Annotated in this window: 14 protein-coding genes; 7 read left to right on the top strand and 7 right to left on the bottom strand. The window is 61.8% G+C overall.

Annotation, left to right across the window (positions count from 1 at the left end):
- Positions 1-49: 49 nt before the first annotated feature.
- The 4 genes from AADW22_RS06955 to AADW22_RS06940 all read right to left on the bottom strand — a co-directional run bounded on the left by AADW22_RS06955 (position 50) and on the right by AADW22_RS06940 (position 2,814).
- Entirely contained in the window at positions 50-1,051 is a 1,002-nt protein-coding gene (locus AADW22_RS06955) for a diguanylate cyclase domain-containing protein (RefSeq protein ID WP_407474583.1), read from the bottom strand.
- A 44-nt stretch (positions 1,052-1,095) separates the two neighbouring features.
- Positions 1,096-1,692 carry a heme NO-binding domain-containing protein gene (locus tag AADW22_RS06950; protein ID WP_005852486.1) on the bottom strand — a complete coding sequence of 199 codons (597 nt, stop codon included), beginning with the start codon at positions 1,690-1,692 and terminating at the stop codon, positions 1,096-1,098.
- 118 nt (positions 1,693-1,810) lie between these two features.
- Entirely contained in the window at positions 1,811-2,518 is a 708-nt protein-coding gene (locus AADW22_RS06945) for an HAD family hydrolase (protein ID WP_407474549.1), read from the bottom strand.
- A gap of 2 nt (positions 2,519-2,520) precedes the next feature.
- A complete protein-coding gene (locus AADW22_RS06940) occupies positions 2,521-2,814 on the bottom strand; it encodes a DUF3572 domain-containing protein (RefSeq protein WP_064216042.1) in 294 nt (97 codons plus the stop codon).
- A gap of 89 nt (positions 2,815-2,903) precedes the next feature.
- Between AADW22_RS06940 and AADW22_RS06935 the strand changes: the two genes are divergently transcribed.
- A complete protein-coding gene (locus AADW22_RS06935) occupies positions 2,904-4,319 on the top strand; it encodes a diguanylate cyclase domain-containing protein (RefSeq protein WP_407474548.1) in 1,416 nt (471 codons plus the stop codon).
- A gap of 57 nt (positions 4,320-4,376) precedes the next feature.
- Positions 4,377-5,354 carry a DMT family transporter gene (locus AADW22_RS06930; RefSeq protein WP_407474547.1) on the top strand — a complete coding sequence of 326 codons (978 nt, stop codon included), beginning with the start codon at positions 4,377-4,379 and terminating at the stop codon, positions 5,352-5,354.
- Here AADW22_RS06930 and AADW22_RS06925 read toward each other — a convergent pair.
- Entirely contained in the window at positions 5,287-5,979 is a 693-nt protein-coding gene (locus AADW22_RS06925) for a thiamine diphosphokinase (protein ID WP_407474546.1), read from the bottom strand. The two genes, AADW22_RS06930 and AADW22_RS06925, sit on opposite strands and share 68 nt — an antisense overlap.
- Before the next feature lie 137 nt (positions 5,980-6,116).
- Between AADW22_RS06925 and AADW22_RS06920 the strand changes: the two genes are divergently transcribed.
- Complete coding sequence (locus AADW22_RS06920) at positions 6,117-8,333, top strand: hypothetical protein (RefSeq protein WP_407474545.1); 2,217 nt, start codon at positions 6,117-6,119, stop codon at positions 8,331-8,333.
- Between the two features lie 105 nt (positions 8,334-8,438).
- Here AADW22_RS06920 and AADW22_RS06915 read toward each other — a convergent pair whose 3' ends face one another.
- A complete protein-coding gene (locus AADW22_RS06915) occupies positions 8,439-8,669 on the bottom strand; it encodes a DUF2842 domain-containing protein (RefSeq protein ID WP_005852473.1) in 231 nt (76 codons plus the stop codon).
- 54 nt (positions 8,670-8,723) lie between these two features.
- Positions 8,724-10,019, bottom strand: a complete 1,296-nt coding sequence (locus AADW22_RS06910; protein ID WP_005852471.1) for an adenylosuccinate synthase — start codon at positions 10,017-10,019, stop codon at positions 8,724-8,726.
- Between the two features lie 215 nt (positions 10,020-10,234).
- Between AADW22_RS06910 and AADW22_RS06905 the strand changes: the two genes are divergently transcribed.
- The 4 genes from AADW22_RS06905 to rlmJ all read left to right on the top strand — a co-directional run bounded on the left by AADW22_RS06905 (position 10,235) and on the right by rlmJ (position 13,752).
- On the top strand, positions 10,235-10,630 hold the full coding sequence (locus AADW22_RS06905) for a DUF6524 family protein (protein WP_407474544.1): 396 nt from the start codon (positions 10,235-10,237) through the stop codon (positions 10,628-10,630).
- 119 nt (positions 10,631-10,749) lie between these two features.
- Positions 10,750-11,118 carry a preprotein translocase subunit SecG gene (gene secG / locus AADW22_RS06900; RefSeq protein WP_037943847.1) on the top strand — a complete coding sequence of 123 codons (369 nt, stop codon included), beginning with the start codon at positions 10,750-10,752 and terminating at the stop codon, positions 11,116-11,118.
- Between the two features lie 177 nt (positions 11,119-11,295).
- Positions 11,296-12,945 (top strand): CTP synthase, encoded by a 1,650-nt coding sequence (locus tag AADW22_RS06895; protein WP_005852465.1) that lies wholly within the window; start codon positions 11,296-11,298, stop codon positions 12,943-12,945.
- A 24-nt stretch (positions 12,946-12,969) separates the two neighbouring features.
- Positions 12,970-13,752 (top strand): 23S rRNA (adenine(2030)-N(6))-methyltransferase RlmJ, encoded by a 783-nt coding sequence (gene rlmJ, locus AADW22_RS06890; RefSeq protein ID WP_288959902.1) that lies wholly within the window; start codon positions 12,970-12,972, stop codon positions 13,750-13,752.
- Positions 13,753-13,755: the final 3 nt, after the last annotated feature.

The following is a 13,755-nucleotide window of genomic DNA, read 5'->3' as shown; positions in this document are numbered from 1 at the left end:
CGCAATTATGACGCGTACCAAAGCCAGCACGCCCAGCGCCCGCCGTCATCTACTGCAGCGCGTGTGGTTTCTCCCTCCGCTTCTGCATGGCGTCTGGCACAGTTTCACCGTGCACCGTGTGCCGCGCACGCCCGGCTTGCTTAGAGCGGTAAAGCGCCGCATCGGCGTCCGACAGGACATCCTCGGCCACGGCGTCCTGCCCCGCTTTGACCCATATGCTGCCGATGCTGGCGGAAATCTGGCACGCCGCGCCATCAAATTTGATCGGCTGTTCCAGTCGCGTGATAATCCGTTCGGCGACCTGTGCCAGATGCGCGCTGCCGGCAACCCCAGGCAGAAGCAGGGTAAATTCGTCACCGCCGACGCGGGCGACGGTGTCGATGTCCCTTGTTGCCTCCACCATGATCCGGGCCGCGGTTTGCAACACGTGATCCCCCGCCGCATGGCCCAGGCTATCGTTCACCGCCTTGAAGTAATCCAGATCGATCTGCATCACGGCAAACCCCTTGTTCCCCGCGATAAGCCGCGACAGCACGTGATCCATCGCGCGCCGGTTTTTCAAGCCAGTCAGCGTATCGGTAAACGCTTGTTCCTCCGCCGCGATCTTTGCGACCTCAAGCTTCTGGTTCAGCGCACGCGATGCCGCCATCGCCGCCGACTTTGCCTCCATCAGATAAAGCATCTCGACCGCAAGGTCGGTCGGCGCGAAATCGGCATTGCTCAGACGATGGGTGCGCACACCGTTCAGGATCGATATCCCGAATGACAGGTTTATCAGACAGTCGGTTTCCGAGCTTTCCATCTGTTCGGTGCCACAAGGCAGCGGGACCAGAACCCCTTTAAAAATCTGCTCGGGCCGGTCATGCAACGCCAGATGCAGCTTGCGCCCCGCCATTGGGCGGACTTGCGCAATACTGTCGGCCATATTCGGTCGGCGCATGACAAACTGGTCGAAAAAATTGCTCCCGATCCAAGTGCCACGATGGCGCAGTTTGTGGATGGTGGGGCCCACATGCCGGATACGTCCGCAGGGCTGCACGATCACATGCATCGGGCATAGCACATTCAATGCCGCCTCATAGGCTGCCCCACCTGTCACCCGCGCGCACCCAGATCAAAGCTGCGCCCCTGCGCGTAGTGCCGGTCAATAATCGTGACGGTAATCACCTCCCCCTCCGGTGGGGCGGCTTTGCAATCGAGCAGGGCCAATGTGCCATAATCATCCGCAATCACCCGCATCACGCCCATCATCACATAGCCAAAGCCTTGCACCTTCCCGCGACAGGTCAGCGTAAAGCGCCAGTCATCAAGCTGCGCGACCTCCATCTGGGGCAGTTGCAGGTCTTCCACGGCGAGGGTGGCCCGTTCGGGCAAGTCGTTGAGCGAATGCAAGAACTCTTCAAAATCGTCGCCGCCAAAGCGGAGCAAGCGGCGCACGCCTTCGCGGTCGGGGTTGGACACAAGCCAGGCACCCAGATCTTCCAGAAGATCGGGGATCGCGCGTTTCATCACGGCAGACAGGCGGTTGATAACCCGCGGCGTGATGGCATCATCATAGGTGAGCATCGGTTCGAAATCCGCCGTGCCCATAACGGCACAAAGATCGGCGCGCAGGGCGACCTGCGCCCAGACACGGTGGCCAAAGCTATCCAGCACGAACCGTTGGATCGTATGGTTGATCAGCCCGTGCATCGCGCCCCTTTCCGCCGTTTCACGGGGAAGATCGCGGATGGGAGTTAACAAAGACCGAAGGCTAAACCACCGCCGCGGCGGAATGCGCTTTGGTTTTGTCTTAAATGCCATCTAGCTGTCAGCCCTGCGGGTCATGCCTCTGCCCGTCCAGCCACGCGGGCAGATGGCCGATGTCGGGCAGAACCACATCGGCGGCCCCTTCCAGGTCCTGACGTGTGGCCAGCCCCGTCAGCACCGCAACGCAGGCCATACCCGCCGCACGGCCCGCCGCCATATCGTGCAGGCTATCCCCGATCATCGCGACTTCCGACGGGTCCACCCCCACGGCTTTGGCAAACGCCAAGAGCTGCCCCGGCGTGGGCTTTGCACCGTGCCCGCTATCGAAACCGGCGATAAAGTCAAAATATCCGGTCACCCCCGCGCCGCCCAAATGCGCACGGGCGGGCGCCTCGGCGTCATTGGTGGCGACGCCAAGCACCAGCCCGCGTGCCTTGAACGCCTCTAGCAAGGCAACCAGCGGCACCGCCTCTGCCTGAGGGGCGTTTTCGGCCTCGTGGTTCAGCAGGTCCAAGAGATCCTTCTTCGCCATCTCGGCCACATGGGGGGCCAGCGCATCTACGACCTCCCCCGGTGTGCCCGCAATAACGATACTGTCGGGCGAGAATCTCTGCGTTCGGTAATCAAAGCCGATCTGCTGCCCCAGCAAAGCCGCTCTCTCTCCGTCGCCCTTGCTGATCCGGGTCAGGAAGGCATTGGCCCATGCCTCCCATGTGGCGGCGAAGTCGAACAGGGTTCCGTCTTTATCGAACAGTAGCGCTTTGATCATTTTCAGGTCCAATTCATCTGCGCGCCACCCGGAAGCGACTGACGGGCTTGCATGATACGGTCGTAAGGGATGTTCACCGTATCGCAAAACCCCGTGACCCAGGCGTCATCCATCATGATGAAATCCAGCACTGCGCCAAGAAACACCGGATCACCGGCCTGCGTGCGCAGGTCTTCGGCAGATGCGCCCGTTGATCCCATAAAGGTGGGCATCAGATCTTCGTTCGCGGCCAGCCAGGCCAATGCCTGCAGGGCGACCGTCTCGGCGGCATCTAGCTTCATCATATTAATTTCCATCACGGTTTCTCAAACGAAACCCTTTGTTAACCAATCACGGCAACAAAGGGCGCTTAAGCCAGTTACACGTGAGTGGAGAATGAAGACAAGTGCCCGGTAAAGTCCTGATTGTGGATACGGTTGCGACCAACCGCATCGCGTTGAAAACCAAACTCACGTCCGCCTCCTACGAGGTATGGCAGGCGTCCACCGTGGCCCAGGCGGTCGACATCTCGCGCCGGTCGGGCCCTGATTTGGTCATCACGGCGTATCATCTGGACGGGCAGGATGCGACGGACCTATGCACCATGCTCGCGGGGTCGCCGCGGACATCACGGATACCTGTCTTTGCCTTGGCCGATGGCGGTGGCGCGGCGCTGTGTTTGCACCTGCTGGCGAATGGCGCACAGGAAGCAATGGTCAAACCTGTCTGCGACAAGCTGTTTCTGGGACGGGTGCGCAGTATGATACGCGCGGGTCATGGGGTCAGCCCCACGGCCATGCGGGACGCGATGTGCCCCCCGCTCGGGCTGGAAGAAACCGCCGCCACCTTCACCCGCCCGGGCACATTCCAGATCGTCAGCCATGACAAGGCAGAGACACAGGTGCATGTCACCCAGCTACGCAAACGCCTGCGGGGGGCTGTCAGCCAGACGACCATCCGCGACGCTTTGACCGGTATTAGGCAGAACGCGCTGCCCGATGTCTTCATCCTGACCCTGACCGGTGTCGAGACGCGCGACGAGGCGCAACTGCGCCTGATCTCGACCCTGCGGGCGAATACGACGACGCGGCACTGCGGTATTCTTGTGCTCCAATCGCGCCCCCACCCCGCCGGTGCCGCCCATGCGCTGGATCTGGGGGCCGACGACCTGATGCAGCATGGCTTTGATATCGATGAACTTTCGCTGCGGCTGACCGGGCTCCTGGCGCGCAAACAGCAGGGTGACACGATCCGGCGTGATGTCGATACGCGCCTGCGCGAAGCGGTTTTTGATCCGCTGACAGGAATCTACAACCGCCGGCACGCCCTGTCAGAGGTCGCGCGGCTGGCCGTGCGCACCCGCCGCAAAGGGATATCGCTGGCCGTGATGCTGGCAGACATAGACCACTTCAAACGCGTGAATGACGCTTTCGGCCACGCCTCGGGGGACGCCGTGTTGATCGAGACAGCACGCCGGTTGAAATCATGCCTGCGCCCGCTCGACGTTGCCGCCCGCATCGGAGGGGAGGAATTTTTACTCATCCTCCCGGGCATCACAGAGGCAGAGGCCACCCGTATGGCCAAACGCATATGCGAAGCCTACCGCACGACGCCATTTGCCATCCCCGCCAGCGCGCAGCCTATCCATGCCACGATCAGCATCGGGCTATGTACCGCACAGCCTGAAACCGGCGACGCCTTCCCCGCCCCACTTGATGCCTCGGCCATCGCGGCAGAGCTGATCGACCGCGCGGATCAAGCTTTATACAGTGCGAAACACCGCGGGCGCGATCGCGTCGGTCTGATCAGGTCAGCGGCGTGAAATCATCCTCTCCCCACGGTTGCAAAGCCGGAAAAATGCCGCCACTCTCGCAGCGATATGCCTACACATCCGGGGCGTATCCCCCTGATCCACGACAAAGGCTTTGCCATGCTGCCCGATAAACCGATGACCGGTATTGCCATGATGCTTGGCTTTTGCATCGTTGCCCCTGTGGGTGATGCGATTGCGAAACTGCTGGGGTCTTCCGTGCCGCTGGGTCAGGTCGTGTTCATCCGCTTTGCCGTGCAGTTGCTGATCTTGCTGCCGCTCGTGCTGCTGACGGGCAGGCCGCTGGCGATGCGGGGCCGCACGCTGTGGCTCGCCTTTGTGCGCACAGTGTTGCATGTCATCGGTATCGCGATGATGTTCACCGCGTTGAAATACCTGCCGCTGGCCGATGCGGTGGCGATTATCTTTGTCATGCCCTTCTTTATGCTTCTGCTCGGCAAATACGTGCTGGGGGAAGAGGTCGGCACCCGCCGGCTTCTCGCCTGTATCGTCGGCTTTTGCGGCACACTGCTGGTGGTGCAACCCAGCTTTGCCGAGGTGGGCTGGCCCGCATTGCTGCCCGTCGGCGTAGCGCTGAACTTTGCGCTGTTTATGCTGGTGACACGGCAGATCGCGAAACACACCGACCCGATCAGCCTGCAAACGATCAGCGGGTTTATGGCCGTGGTGATCCTGCTGCCCTTGCTGGGTCTGGGGCAAACCGTAGCGGTGCCCGCCTTGGGCTGGCAGGTCCCTGACGCAAACGCCTGGATGCTGCTGATCGCAATAGGCGTCCTTGGCAGCGTGGCACATCTGCTGATGACATGGTCCTTGCGCTACGCCCCCTCGGCCACGCTGGCACCGATGCAATATCTCGAAATTCCCGTGGCGACGCTGGTCGGGTTGATCGTCTTTGGCGATCTGCCCAATGCGCTGGCGGCGCTCGGGATGGGGATCACCATGGCCGCCGGTCTCTATATTATTCTGAGGGAGCGGGCCACACAGCGGCGTCTGGCTGCAGCAGCGATTGTGCAACCTGCGGAATGAGCACCCTGGGCACCATCACCAACGCAGCGGGACGATCGACCCTAAGGATCGCGGGCCCCGTCGCACGGTTCGATGTGCCCAATCGTCCCAGCGGCGAAAGCTCTAGCCCGTCAAGCGGCCACTCAAGCCCGCTGCTTTCTCCGTGGACCGCCGCCAGCGGGTATATCGACACCACATCCCCCGCCCGCGTCGGCAGATCAAGCCGGGGCGGCGCGAGGAAAATCACCTGCTCTCCGGCGATGAGCAGGCAACGCTGGTGTGGATGCCGCGCCAAAGAGCTCAGGGCGGCAAGCTGATGGTCCACGCGCCCGCCCGAAAACCCCACCGCCACGATCAACGGCGCGGCCACCGACCGCAGCGCCTTGTCGAAATCGGTGGTTTCCTGCTCTGCCAGTTTGAACTGCCGCGCGAGCGGGATTTGCGACAGGGTCTCGGGCGTGACAGAATCGAAATCCCCCACCAGCGCCGCGATCTCTACGCCTGCGTCGCGGGCCAGATTTGCCCCGCCATCGACCGCCACACACATCGGGGCAAGCTGCAACGCATCGTTCAGGTCGTTCGGGCCGGGCTGCCCGCCCCCGATGACGGTGACAGGGCTGCGGCTTGCCACAATGGTTGTTTTCACACGGTTTTACCTCAAATTGGAAACAATGCCGCAATTTTGACATTAAATGATACGTTGCAGGGCACAGATTCGAGCCGAATTGGTCTTGAACCTTATGGTAAACAGTAAGCTGCAAATAGGCAGAGGACGACCATCCGATGATGAATAACAACAAAATTCTGACGGTCTCATACGGCACTTTCTCGTGCACGTTGGAAGGCTTTGACGATTCATTCGGCACCATGAAGGCCATCGCAGAGTATTTCCGCGACCTGTCGTCGGAGGATCGGTATTTCGGTGCAGAACCCGCACAGCCCGATGCGGAGATGCTGGCCCATATCGCCCAGAAAGAAATCTCGCGCCGCGTCGAAGCGCGCCAGCAGGACGGTCAGATCGTCCTAAGCGCGCAGACCCCAGAAGAACCCGCAGCGCCAGCGCAGCCCGCCCCTGCGCCCGAAGCCGCCGAAACACCCAAGGCTCCTGCCGCACCGCAGCCGCAGGTCAGCAGCACGGCTGCCGGTCCGTCGGTGGTGTCGACCTCCTTCGCGCCGCGCCGGCCCAAGGAAATCTCTGCCTATTATGACGCCTACCGCATCAACGCGCTGAAATCTGCCGAGGCAGAGGCCGCACCCGCGCCTCAGGCCGAAGCCGCCGCACCGCGCGACGAGGTGGTCAGCCGTGATGTTGCCGCGCCAAAGCCCGAAGCCACGCAAGCCGAAGCGGCCCCTGCTTCTGCGGCCCCCGCCCCCGAGGCTTCGGCCCCCGAAGTGGATATCGTCCCCGGCCAACCCGACGAAGATGTCGAAGCGTTTTTCGCCGATAGCCCGCGCAACGAGGTGACCGTCGACGACCAAGACGCCGAAATCCAGCCCGTTGCGGCCCCTGTCGTTGATAGCATCGCGGCCAAACTGCAGCGCATCCGCGCCGTGGTTGCCAATCAGGACGCCCCCGCCGCACCGCAGCCTCAGGTCTTTGACGACGAGGACACAATCGACGCGGAAGACAGCACCGACGACGTCATCGCGAACGCGATCAACGACATTCAGGGCGCGCTGGACGCCGACGATACGGTCGAAGACATCGCACAAACTTCCGACCTCGAAGCTGAAGAAGACGTTACCGCCGCACAAGAGAGTGAAGAACAGCACGAAGTCGTTGCGGCTGATGAGGTCGAAGAGGCTGACGCCGCGCAGGTTGACGCTGACGAAACCGGTGAAGCCGAAGAAGACACAGCGCCCCGTGGTCGTGTGCTCAAGGTCAAACGCGCCGACATCGACCGCGCCATCGCCGAAGGCGAGCTGGAAGAGGTCGAAGAAGACGCGCCTGCGGTTCTCGAAGAGCCTGAAAAACCCGCCCTGCGTATCCAGCGCGACCCCGAATCGACGCTCTCTGACGAGGATGAAGAAGATCTGGCCCGCGAGCTGGCCGAGCTTGAGGCAACATTGTCCTCCGCCGCTGCCGACACACTGACCGACGCGCCTGAGGAGGCCGAAGAAGCCGTCGCCGATGAGGACGACGCGCCCGAAGAAGAGACCGCCGAGGAAGACACAGCCGAGGAAGCCTCGCAGGAAGACACGGCCCAAGAAGAAACCCTCGACACTGATGTTTCCGAGGATGACGCCGAAGAGGTACAAGCCGAAACCGAAACCACGGCAGAGCCCGAAGCCGAAGCCCCCAAAGCCGCCCCGCAACGCCGCAGCCTGCCAACGCTCGACGCGGACAGCGGCCCGGATATGAACCGCCTGCTGGCGGAAACCGACAACCAGATGGACGAACCCGAAGCCGCCACACGCCGCGACGCGATCACCCATCTGCGCGCCGCCGTGGCCGCGAAAAAGGCCGATATGGCCCTTGGTGCGCCCGATGCCGCGGAACGCGAAAACAACGCCTACCGCAGCGATCTGGCCGAGGTGGTCAAACCACGCCGCCCCGCGTCAACCACGGCCCGCACCGAACGCCCCGCCGAACCGCGTCCTGCCCCGCTGAAGCTGGTAGCGGCACAGCGGATCGACACGGACCAGCCGCGCAATGTGGCCCCCGTACGCCCCCGCCGCGTGGCCGCAGTGGCCCCCGCGCCGGTGCCGCAAGCCGGTGGCTTTGCCGAGTTCGCCGAGGAAATGGGCGCGACCCAGCTTCCCGATCTGCTGGAGGCGGCCGCGGCCTATATGGCCTTTGTCGAAGGCATGGACGATTTCTCGCGTCCGCAGTTAATGAACACCGTACGCCAAGGCGGTGCCGAGGATTTCAGCCGCGAGGAAGGTCTACGCTCCTTCGGTCAGCTGCTGCGCACCGGCAAGCTGCAAAAGCTGGAAGGTGGCCGCTTCAAGGCCTCCGAACAGATCGGGTTCCAGCCGGATGCACGCGCCGCTGGCTAAGCGGGCAAAACATGACAACCGAAACGAAAAACGGCCCCCGAGGGGGCCGTTTTTTTATGCGAGAATGATGGTGTGCAACGCTCTAAGACGTGCAGGCGAAACGGGTTATTCTGCGTCGTGATCCGCGTTCGGATCAGCCTGACCGATCCCCTTGAACACAAATTTGAACGGGATCGCCCAGACCACGCCAAGCGCGATATAGATCACCAGTTCGATCCAGAAGGGTGGCCGGTCAAACAGCGACACGGTGACCACCGCCGCAATGATATAGAGCGGCAGCCCAATCAGCAGAATGACCAGCGCCCACCGGCGGCGTGCTTTATATCCAAGGGCCATTGTGTCGTCCTTTCATCACGTGCCAAGGGCCCCGAAGGGCCCCGGCGTGTCAGATCAATCGGCGAAGGGGTCGGTGACCAGAATCGTGTCTTCCCGCTCTGGCGAGGTGGACAGCAGCGCCACGGGGCACTGGATCAGCTCTTCGACGCGGCGCACGTATTTGATCGCGTTCGCGGGCAGATCGGCCCAGCTGCGCGCGCCTTCGGTGCTTTCGGACCAACCGGGCATTTCCTCGTAGATGGGGGTGCAGCGGGCTTGCTGGTCGGCCGCTGTGGGCAGATAGTCCAACTGCTCCCCGTCCAGCTCGTACCCGGTGCAGATCTTGAGCGTTTCAAACCCGTCCAGCACGTCCAGTTTCGTGAGCGAGATACCGGTGACGCCGCTGGTCGCGCAGGTCTGGCGCACCAAAGCCGCATCGAACCAACCACAGCGACGCTTACGCCCGGTGGTGGTGCCGAATTCATGGCCCCGCTCGCCCAAACGCTGACCGTCCGCATCATGCAGTTCGGTCGGGAACGGGCCTTCGCCCACGCGGGTGGTATAGGCTTTGACGATGCCCAGCACATAGTTGATCGCGCCCGGTCCGATGCCGACGCCGGTCGCCGCCTGCCCTGCAATCACGTTCGACGAGGTGACGAAAGGATAGGTGCCAAAGTCGATGTCCAGCAGCGCGCCCTGCGCCCCTTCGAACAGGATACGCTTACCGGCCTTGCGCTTTTCGTTCATCACCTTCCAGACAGGTGCTGCGTATTCAAGGATCTTCGGTGCGATCTCTTTCAGCAGTTCAACCAGCCCGTCGCGGTCGATGGCTTCGACGCCCAGACCCTTGCGCAGCGGATCATGGTGCTGCAACGCGCGGTCGACGCGGGCTTCAAGCGTGGCTGTATCGGCCAGATCGGCGACGCGGATGGCGCGGCGGCCGACTTTATCCTCGTAGCACGGTCCGATGCCGCGGCCGGTGGTGCCGATTTTGGTCCCCTTTGACGCAGCCTCTTCACGGGCGCGGTCCAGCTCGCCGTGGTAGGGCATGATCAGCGGTGTGTTTTCTGCGATCATCAGCGTTTCCGGCGTGATCTCTACGCCTTGGGCGCGGATCGTCTCGATCTCTTTCAGCAGGTGCCACGGGTCCAGCACAACACCGTTACCGATGACCGAAAGCTTGCCGCCGCGGACAACGCCCGAAGGCAGCGCGTGCAGCTTGTAGACCTTGCCGTCGATGACCAATGTGTGGCCCGCGTTATGGCCGCCCTGAAAACGCGCGATGACATCGGCCCGTTCGCTGAGCCAGTCCACGATTTTGCCTTTTCCTTCGTCGCCCCATTGGGCGCCTACGACTACGACGTTGGCCATGAAGATATTCCTTTAACAGTTCAAATAACCGTGCAAACCCGTGGAGGTATAGCGACGACCGTCGGGGACCGAAACTGTAAAATGCAGCCAAAACGCCGCCGCGTCATTTTTCTGGGCATTTATCAGCTTGGGGCCGTGAAACTTCGCAACGGGCCATAGACTTTGCCTAGGCTGCCCCGATATTCCATGCCGGATCAAAGAAGGAAGTACCGCAGATGGGATTCATCATACGTTGGGCCTGCGCCTTTGTCTTGCTGGCCGCGACCTTTAACCCGACCCCCTATAACTATGTCACCTGGGCGCAGCGATACGGGCATATGAACCTGTCCATCGCGGTGCTGCTGGGGCTTTTGCTGTTTATCGGCTACGTGATCTATCTCCGCGCGACGCTGCGCTCTATCGGCGGGCTGGGGATGCTGCTGGTGGTGGCACTGGTGGGGGCAAGCCTTTGGGTGCTTTATGATCTGGGCATTCTGCGGCTGGACAATCGCAGCTTTAACCTCTGGCTCGGCCTTGTCGCGCTGAGCTTTGTGCTGGGCATCGGCCTCAGCTGGAGCATCTTTCGCAGGGCGGTATCCGGTCAGGCAGACGTGGACGATGTGGAAGCCTGAGGCGGCTTTCACACGGGCTTTCCGCCCAAGCGGCACCGCGGGTGCCAATCCTCCCTTGCCCCCATAGGCAAACTTGCCTAGACACGCCCAAAGTCCAAAACGCAGAGCCGTAGGTACCCATGGAAAATGTAGTCCTGATTGTCCATCTCATTCTGGCCCTTGGCCTGATTGCAGTCGTGTTGCTGCAACGGTCCGAAGGGGGCGGCCTTGGCATGGGCGGCGGCGGTGGCGGCGGAGCCGTTTCCGGTCGCTCGGCAGCCACAGCCATGGGCAAACTGACCTGGGTTCTGGCCGCGGCCTTTATCGTGACCTCGATCACGCTGACCATCATCGCGGCTGAAAAATCCGCCGGTTCTTCGGTTATCGATCGTCTGGGCGGCACGCCACCCGCGCTGAACCAGGGTGACGCACCAGCGCTGCCCGATGCCGACGCGCTGCTGCCACCGACACCTGCGGAAAATACGCCGCAAGTGCCGACTGCGGATTAATCCAGACACTACAACAGCTTGAGGTTGGGCCAAGATACGCAACAGGATGTTGCGGCTTGGCCTTGCTTTTTCCATCCGAATCCTGTTAGGCTTAAGTCCCGTGATGCTGCGGTTTTCCGCAGCTCAATTGCTTGGCTTTTGCCGCATCAAATCTGAACTCACGGGGGCCTTCATCACATGGCACGCTATATTTTCATCACCGGTGGTGTGGTTTCCAGCCTTGGCAAAGGCCTTGCCTCTGCGGCGTTGGGGGCCTTGTTGCAAGCCCGCGGATACTCCGTCCGTCTGCGCAAACTGGACCCCTATCTGAACGTCGATCCCGGCACGATGTCGCCCTTTGAACATGGTGAGGTTTTCGTCACCGACGATGGCGCCGAAACCGATCTGGATCTGGGCCACTACGAACGCTTTACCGGCGTGGCCGCGCGCAAGACGGATTCGATCAGCTCGGGCCGGGTCTATTCCACCGTGCTCGAGAAAGAGCGGCGCGGCGACTATCTGGGCAAGACCATTCAGGTGATTCCCCACGTCACCAACGAGATCAAGGATTTCCTGCATGTCGGCGATGACGAGGTCGACTTTATGCTTTGCGAAATCGGCGGCACCGTCGGCGATATCGAAGGCCTGCCCTTCTTCGAAGCGATCCGCCAGTTCAGCCACGACAAGCCGCGCGGCCAGTGTATCTTCATGCACCTCACCCTGCTGCCCTATCTCGCGGCCAGCGGCGAGCTGAAGACCAAGCCGACGCAACACTCCGTCAAGGAACTGCAAAGCATCGGGATCGCGCCCGATATTCTGGTCTGCCGCTCCGAACACCCCATCCCCGAGAAAGAGCGCGAGAAAATCGCCCTGTTCTGTAACGTCCGCAAAGAGGCCGTGGTCGCGGCCTATGACCTGAAAACCATCTATGACGCGCCGCTGGCCTATCATGCGCAGGGGCTGGATCAGGCCGTGCTGGATGCTTTCGATATCTCCCCCGCACCCAAGCCCGAACTATCGGTCTGGCGCGATGTCTCTGACCGCGTGCACAACCCCGAAGGCGAAGTGAACGTCGCCATCGTCGGCAAATATACCCAGCTGGAAGATGCCTATAAGTCGATTGCAGAGGCGCTGACCCACGGGGGCATGGCCAACCGCGTCAAGGTCAAGATCGACTGGGTCGATGCCGAGGTCTTTGATCAAAGCGATGATGTATCGGCCCACCTCGAAGGGTTCCACGCGATCCTCGTGCCCGGCGGCTTTGGCGAACGCGGCACCGAGGGCAAGATCAAGGCGGCGCAATACGCCCGCGAGCAGAAAGTCCCCTATCTGGGGATCTGTCTGGGCATGCAGATGGCCGTGATCGAAGCCGCGCGCAACGTGGCCGGTCTGACGACCGCAGGCTCGGAAGAATTCGACCATGAATCCACCGGCAAGAAGCGGTTTGAGCCCGTGGTCTACCACCTCAAGGAATGGGTGCAGGGCAACCACAAGGTTGAACGCAAGGTCGACGATGACAAAGGCGGCACCATGCGGCTTGGTGCCTATGACGCGACGCTGAAAGAAGGGTCGAACGTGGCCAAAGTCTATGGCACGACCTCCATCGACGAACGTCACCGCCACCGCTACGAGGTCGATACCGCCTACCGCGAGCAGCTTGAAAAAGCGGGTCTTACCTTCTCGGGGATGTCGCCCGACGGCATGCTGCCGGAGATCGTGGAATGGTCCGATCACCCGTGGTTCATCGGCGTGCAGTTCCACCCCGAACTCAAATCCAAGCCCTTTGATCCGCACCCCTTGTTCAAGGATTTCATCCGCGCCGCCAAGGAAATGTCGCGGCTGGTCTGACCCTCGCGAAAGGCGGCCAACGGCATGCTCAGCTACCAACATATCTACCACGCCGGCAATCTGGCCGATGTTCACAAACACAGCCTGCTGGCGTGGATGTTGGGGTATCTGACCCGCAAGGACAAACCGCTGTCCTATATGGAAACCCATGCGGGGCGCGCGCTGTATGACCTGTCCGACACGCCCGCGCTGAAAACAGGCGAGGCGGCACAGGGCATTGGCCGCGTGCGCGGCTGGTTCGACGATGCGCACCCTTACGCACAGGTGCTTGACCAGATCACCGGTGAACATGGCGCAGACGCCTACCCTGGTTCGCCCCTGCTGGCGGCCAAGCTGCTGCGCGACAGCGACAGCATCCATCTGGCCGAACTGCACCCCGGCGAACATGCCGCCCTTGATTTGGCGATGTCGCCCTATGACGTCAAATGCCACCACCGCGACGGGTTCGACATGGCTTTCGCCCTGACCCCGCCCACCCCGCGCCGTGGCCTGATGCTGATCGACCCCAGCTTCGAGATCAAGACAGACTACGCCGATATCCCGCGCCACATTGGCAAGCTGGCGCGCGCGTGGAACGTCGGCATCATTGCGCTGTGGTATCCGATTTTGACCAATAAGGCGCATCAACCGATGCTCAGCGCGCTGATGGGGGCCCACCCCGAGGCCCTGCGTCACGAGGTCAGCTTTGCCCCTGCCCGCCCCGGTCACGGGATGGTCGGGTCAGGCATGTTCGTGCTGAACCCGCCCTTTGGGCTGAAAGAAGAAGCGGCCCGTCTGGCGGCCAAGTTCAAAACCCTACCCCGATAAGGA

The organism is Sulfitobacter sp. PM12 (assembly GCF_045586035.1).
GTDB lineage: Bacteria > Pseudomonadota > Alphaproteobacteria > Rhodobacterales > Rhodobacteraceae > Sulfitobacter > Sulfitobacter pontiacus.
This window is presented reverse-complemented; position numbering and strand designations above follow the sequence as displayed.

Excerpts from the sequence above, each read along its gene's own strand:
- AADW22_RS06895 (WP_005852465.1), top strand. The coding sequence starts at position 11,296 with ATGGCACGCTATATTTTCATCACCGGTGGTGTGGTTTCCAGCCTTGGC.
- AADW22_RS06920 (WP_407474545.1), top strand. The coding sequence starts at position 6,117 with ATGATGAATAACAACAAAATTCTGACGGTCTCATACGGCACTTTCTCG.
- AADW22_RS06915 (WP_005852473.1), bottom strand. The coding sequence starts at position 8,669 with ATGGCCCTTGGATATAAAGCACGCCGCCGGTGGGCGCTGGTCATTCTG.
- AADW22_RS06940 (WP_064216042.1), bottom strand. The coding sequence starts at position 2,814 with ATGGAAATTAATATGATGAAGCTAGATGCCGCCGAGACGGTCGCCCTG.
- AADW22_RS06950 (WP_005852486.1), bottom strand. The coding sequence starts at position 1,692 with ATGCACGGGCTGATCAACCATACGATCCAACGGTTCGTGCTGGATAGC.
- AADW22_RS06930 (WP_407474547.1), top strand. The coding sequence starts at position 4,377 with ATGCCTACACATCCGGGGCGTATCCCCCTGATCCACGACAAAGGCTTT.
- secG (WP_037943847.1), top strand. The coding sequence starts at position 10,750 with ATGGAAAATGTAGTCCTGATTGTCCATCTCATTCTGGCCCTTGGCCTG.
- AADW22_RS06905 (WP_407474544.1), top strand. The coding sequence starts at position 10,235 with ATGGGATTCATCATACGTTGGGCCTGCGCCTTTGTCTTGCTGGCCGCG.
- AADW22_RS06945 (WP_407474549.1), bottom strand. The coding sequence starts at position 2,518 with ATGATCAAAGCGCTACTGTTCGATAAAGACGGAACCCTGTTCGACTTC.
- AADW22_RS06955 (WP_407474583.1), bottom strand. The coding sequence starts at position 1,051 with ATGCATGTGATCGTGCAGCCCTGCGGACGTATCCGGCATGTGGGCCCC.
- AADW22_RS06910 (WP_005852471.1), bottom strand. The coding sequence starts at position 10,019 with ATGGCCAACGTCGTAGTCGTAGGCGCCCAATGGGGCGACGAAGGAAAA.
- rlmJ (WP_288959902.1), top strand. The coding sequence starts at position 12,970 with ATGCTCAGCTACCAACATATCTACCACGCCGGCAATCTGGCCGATGTT.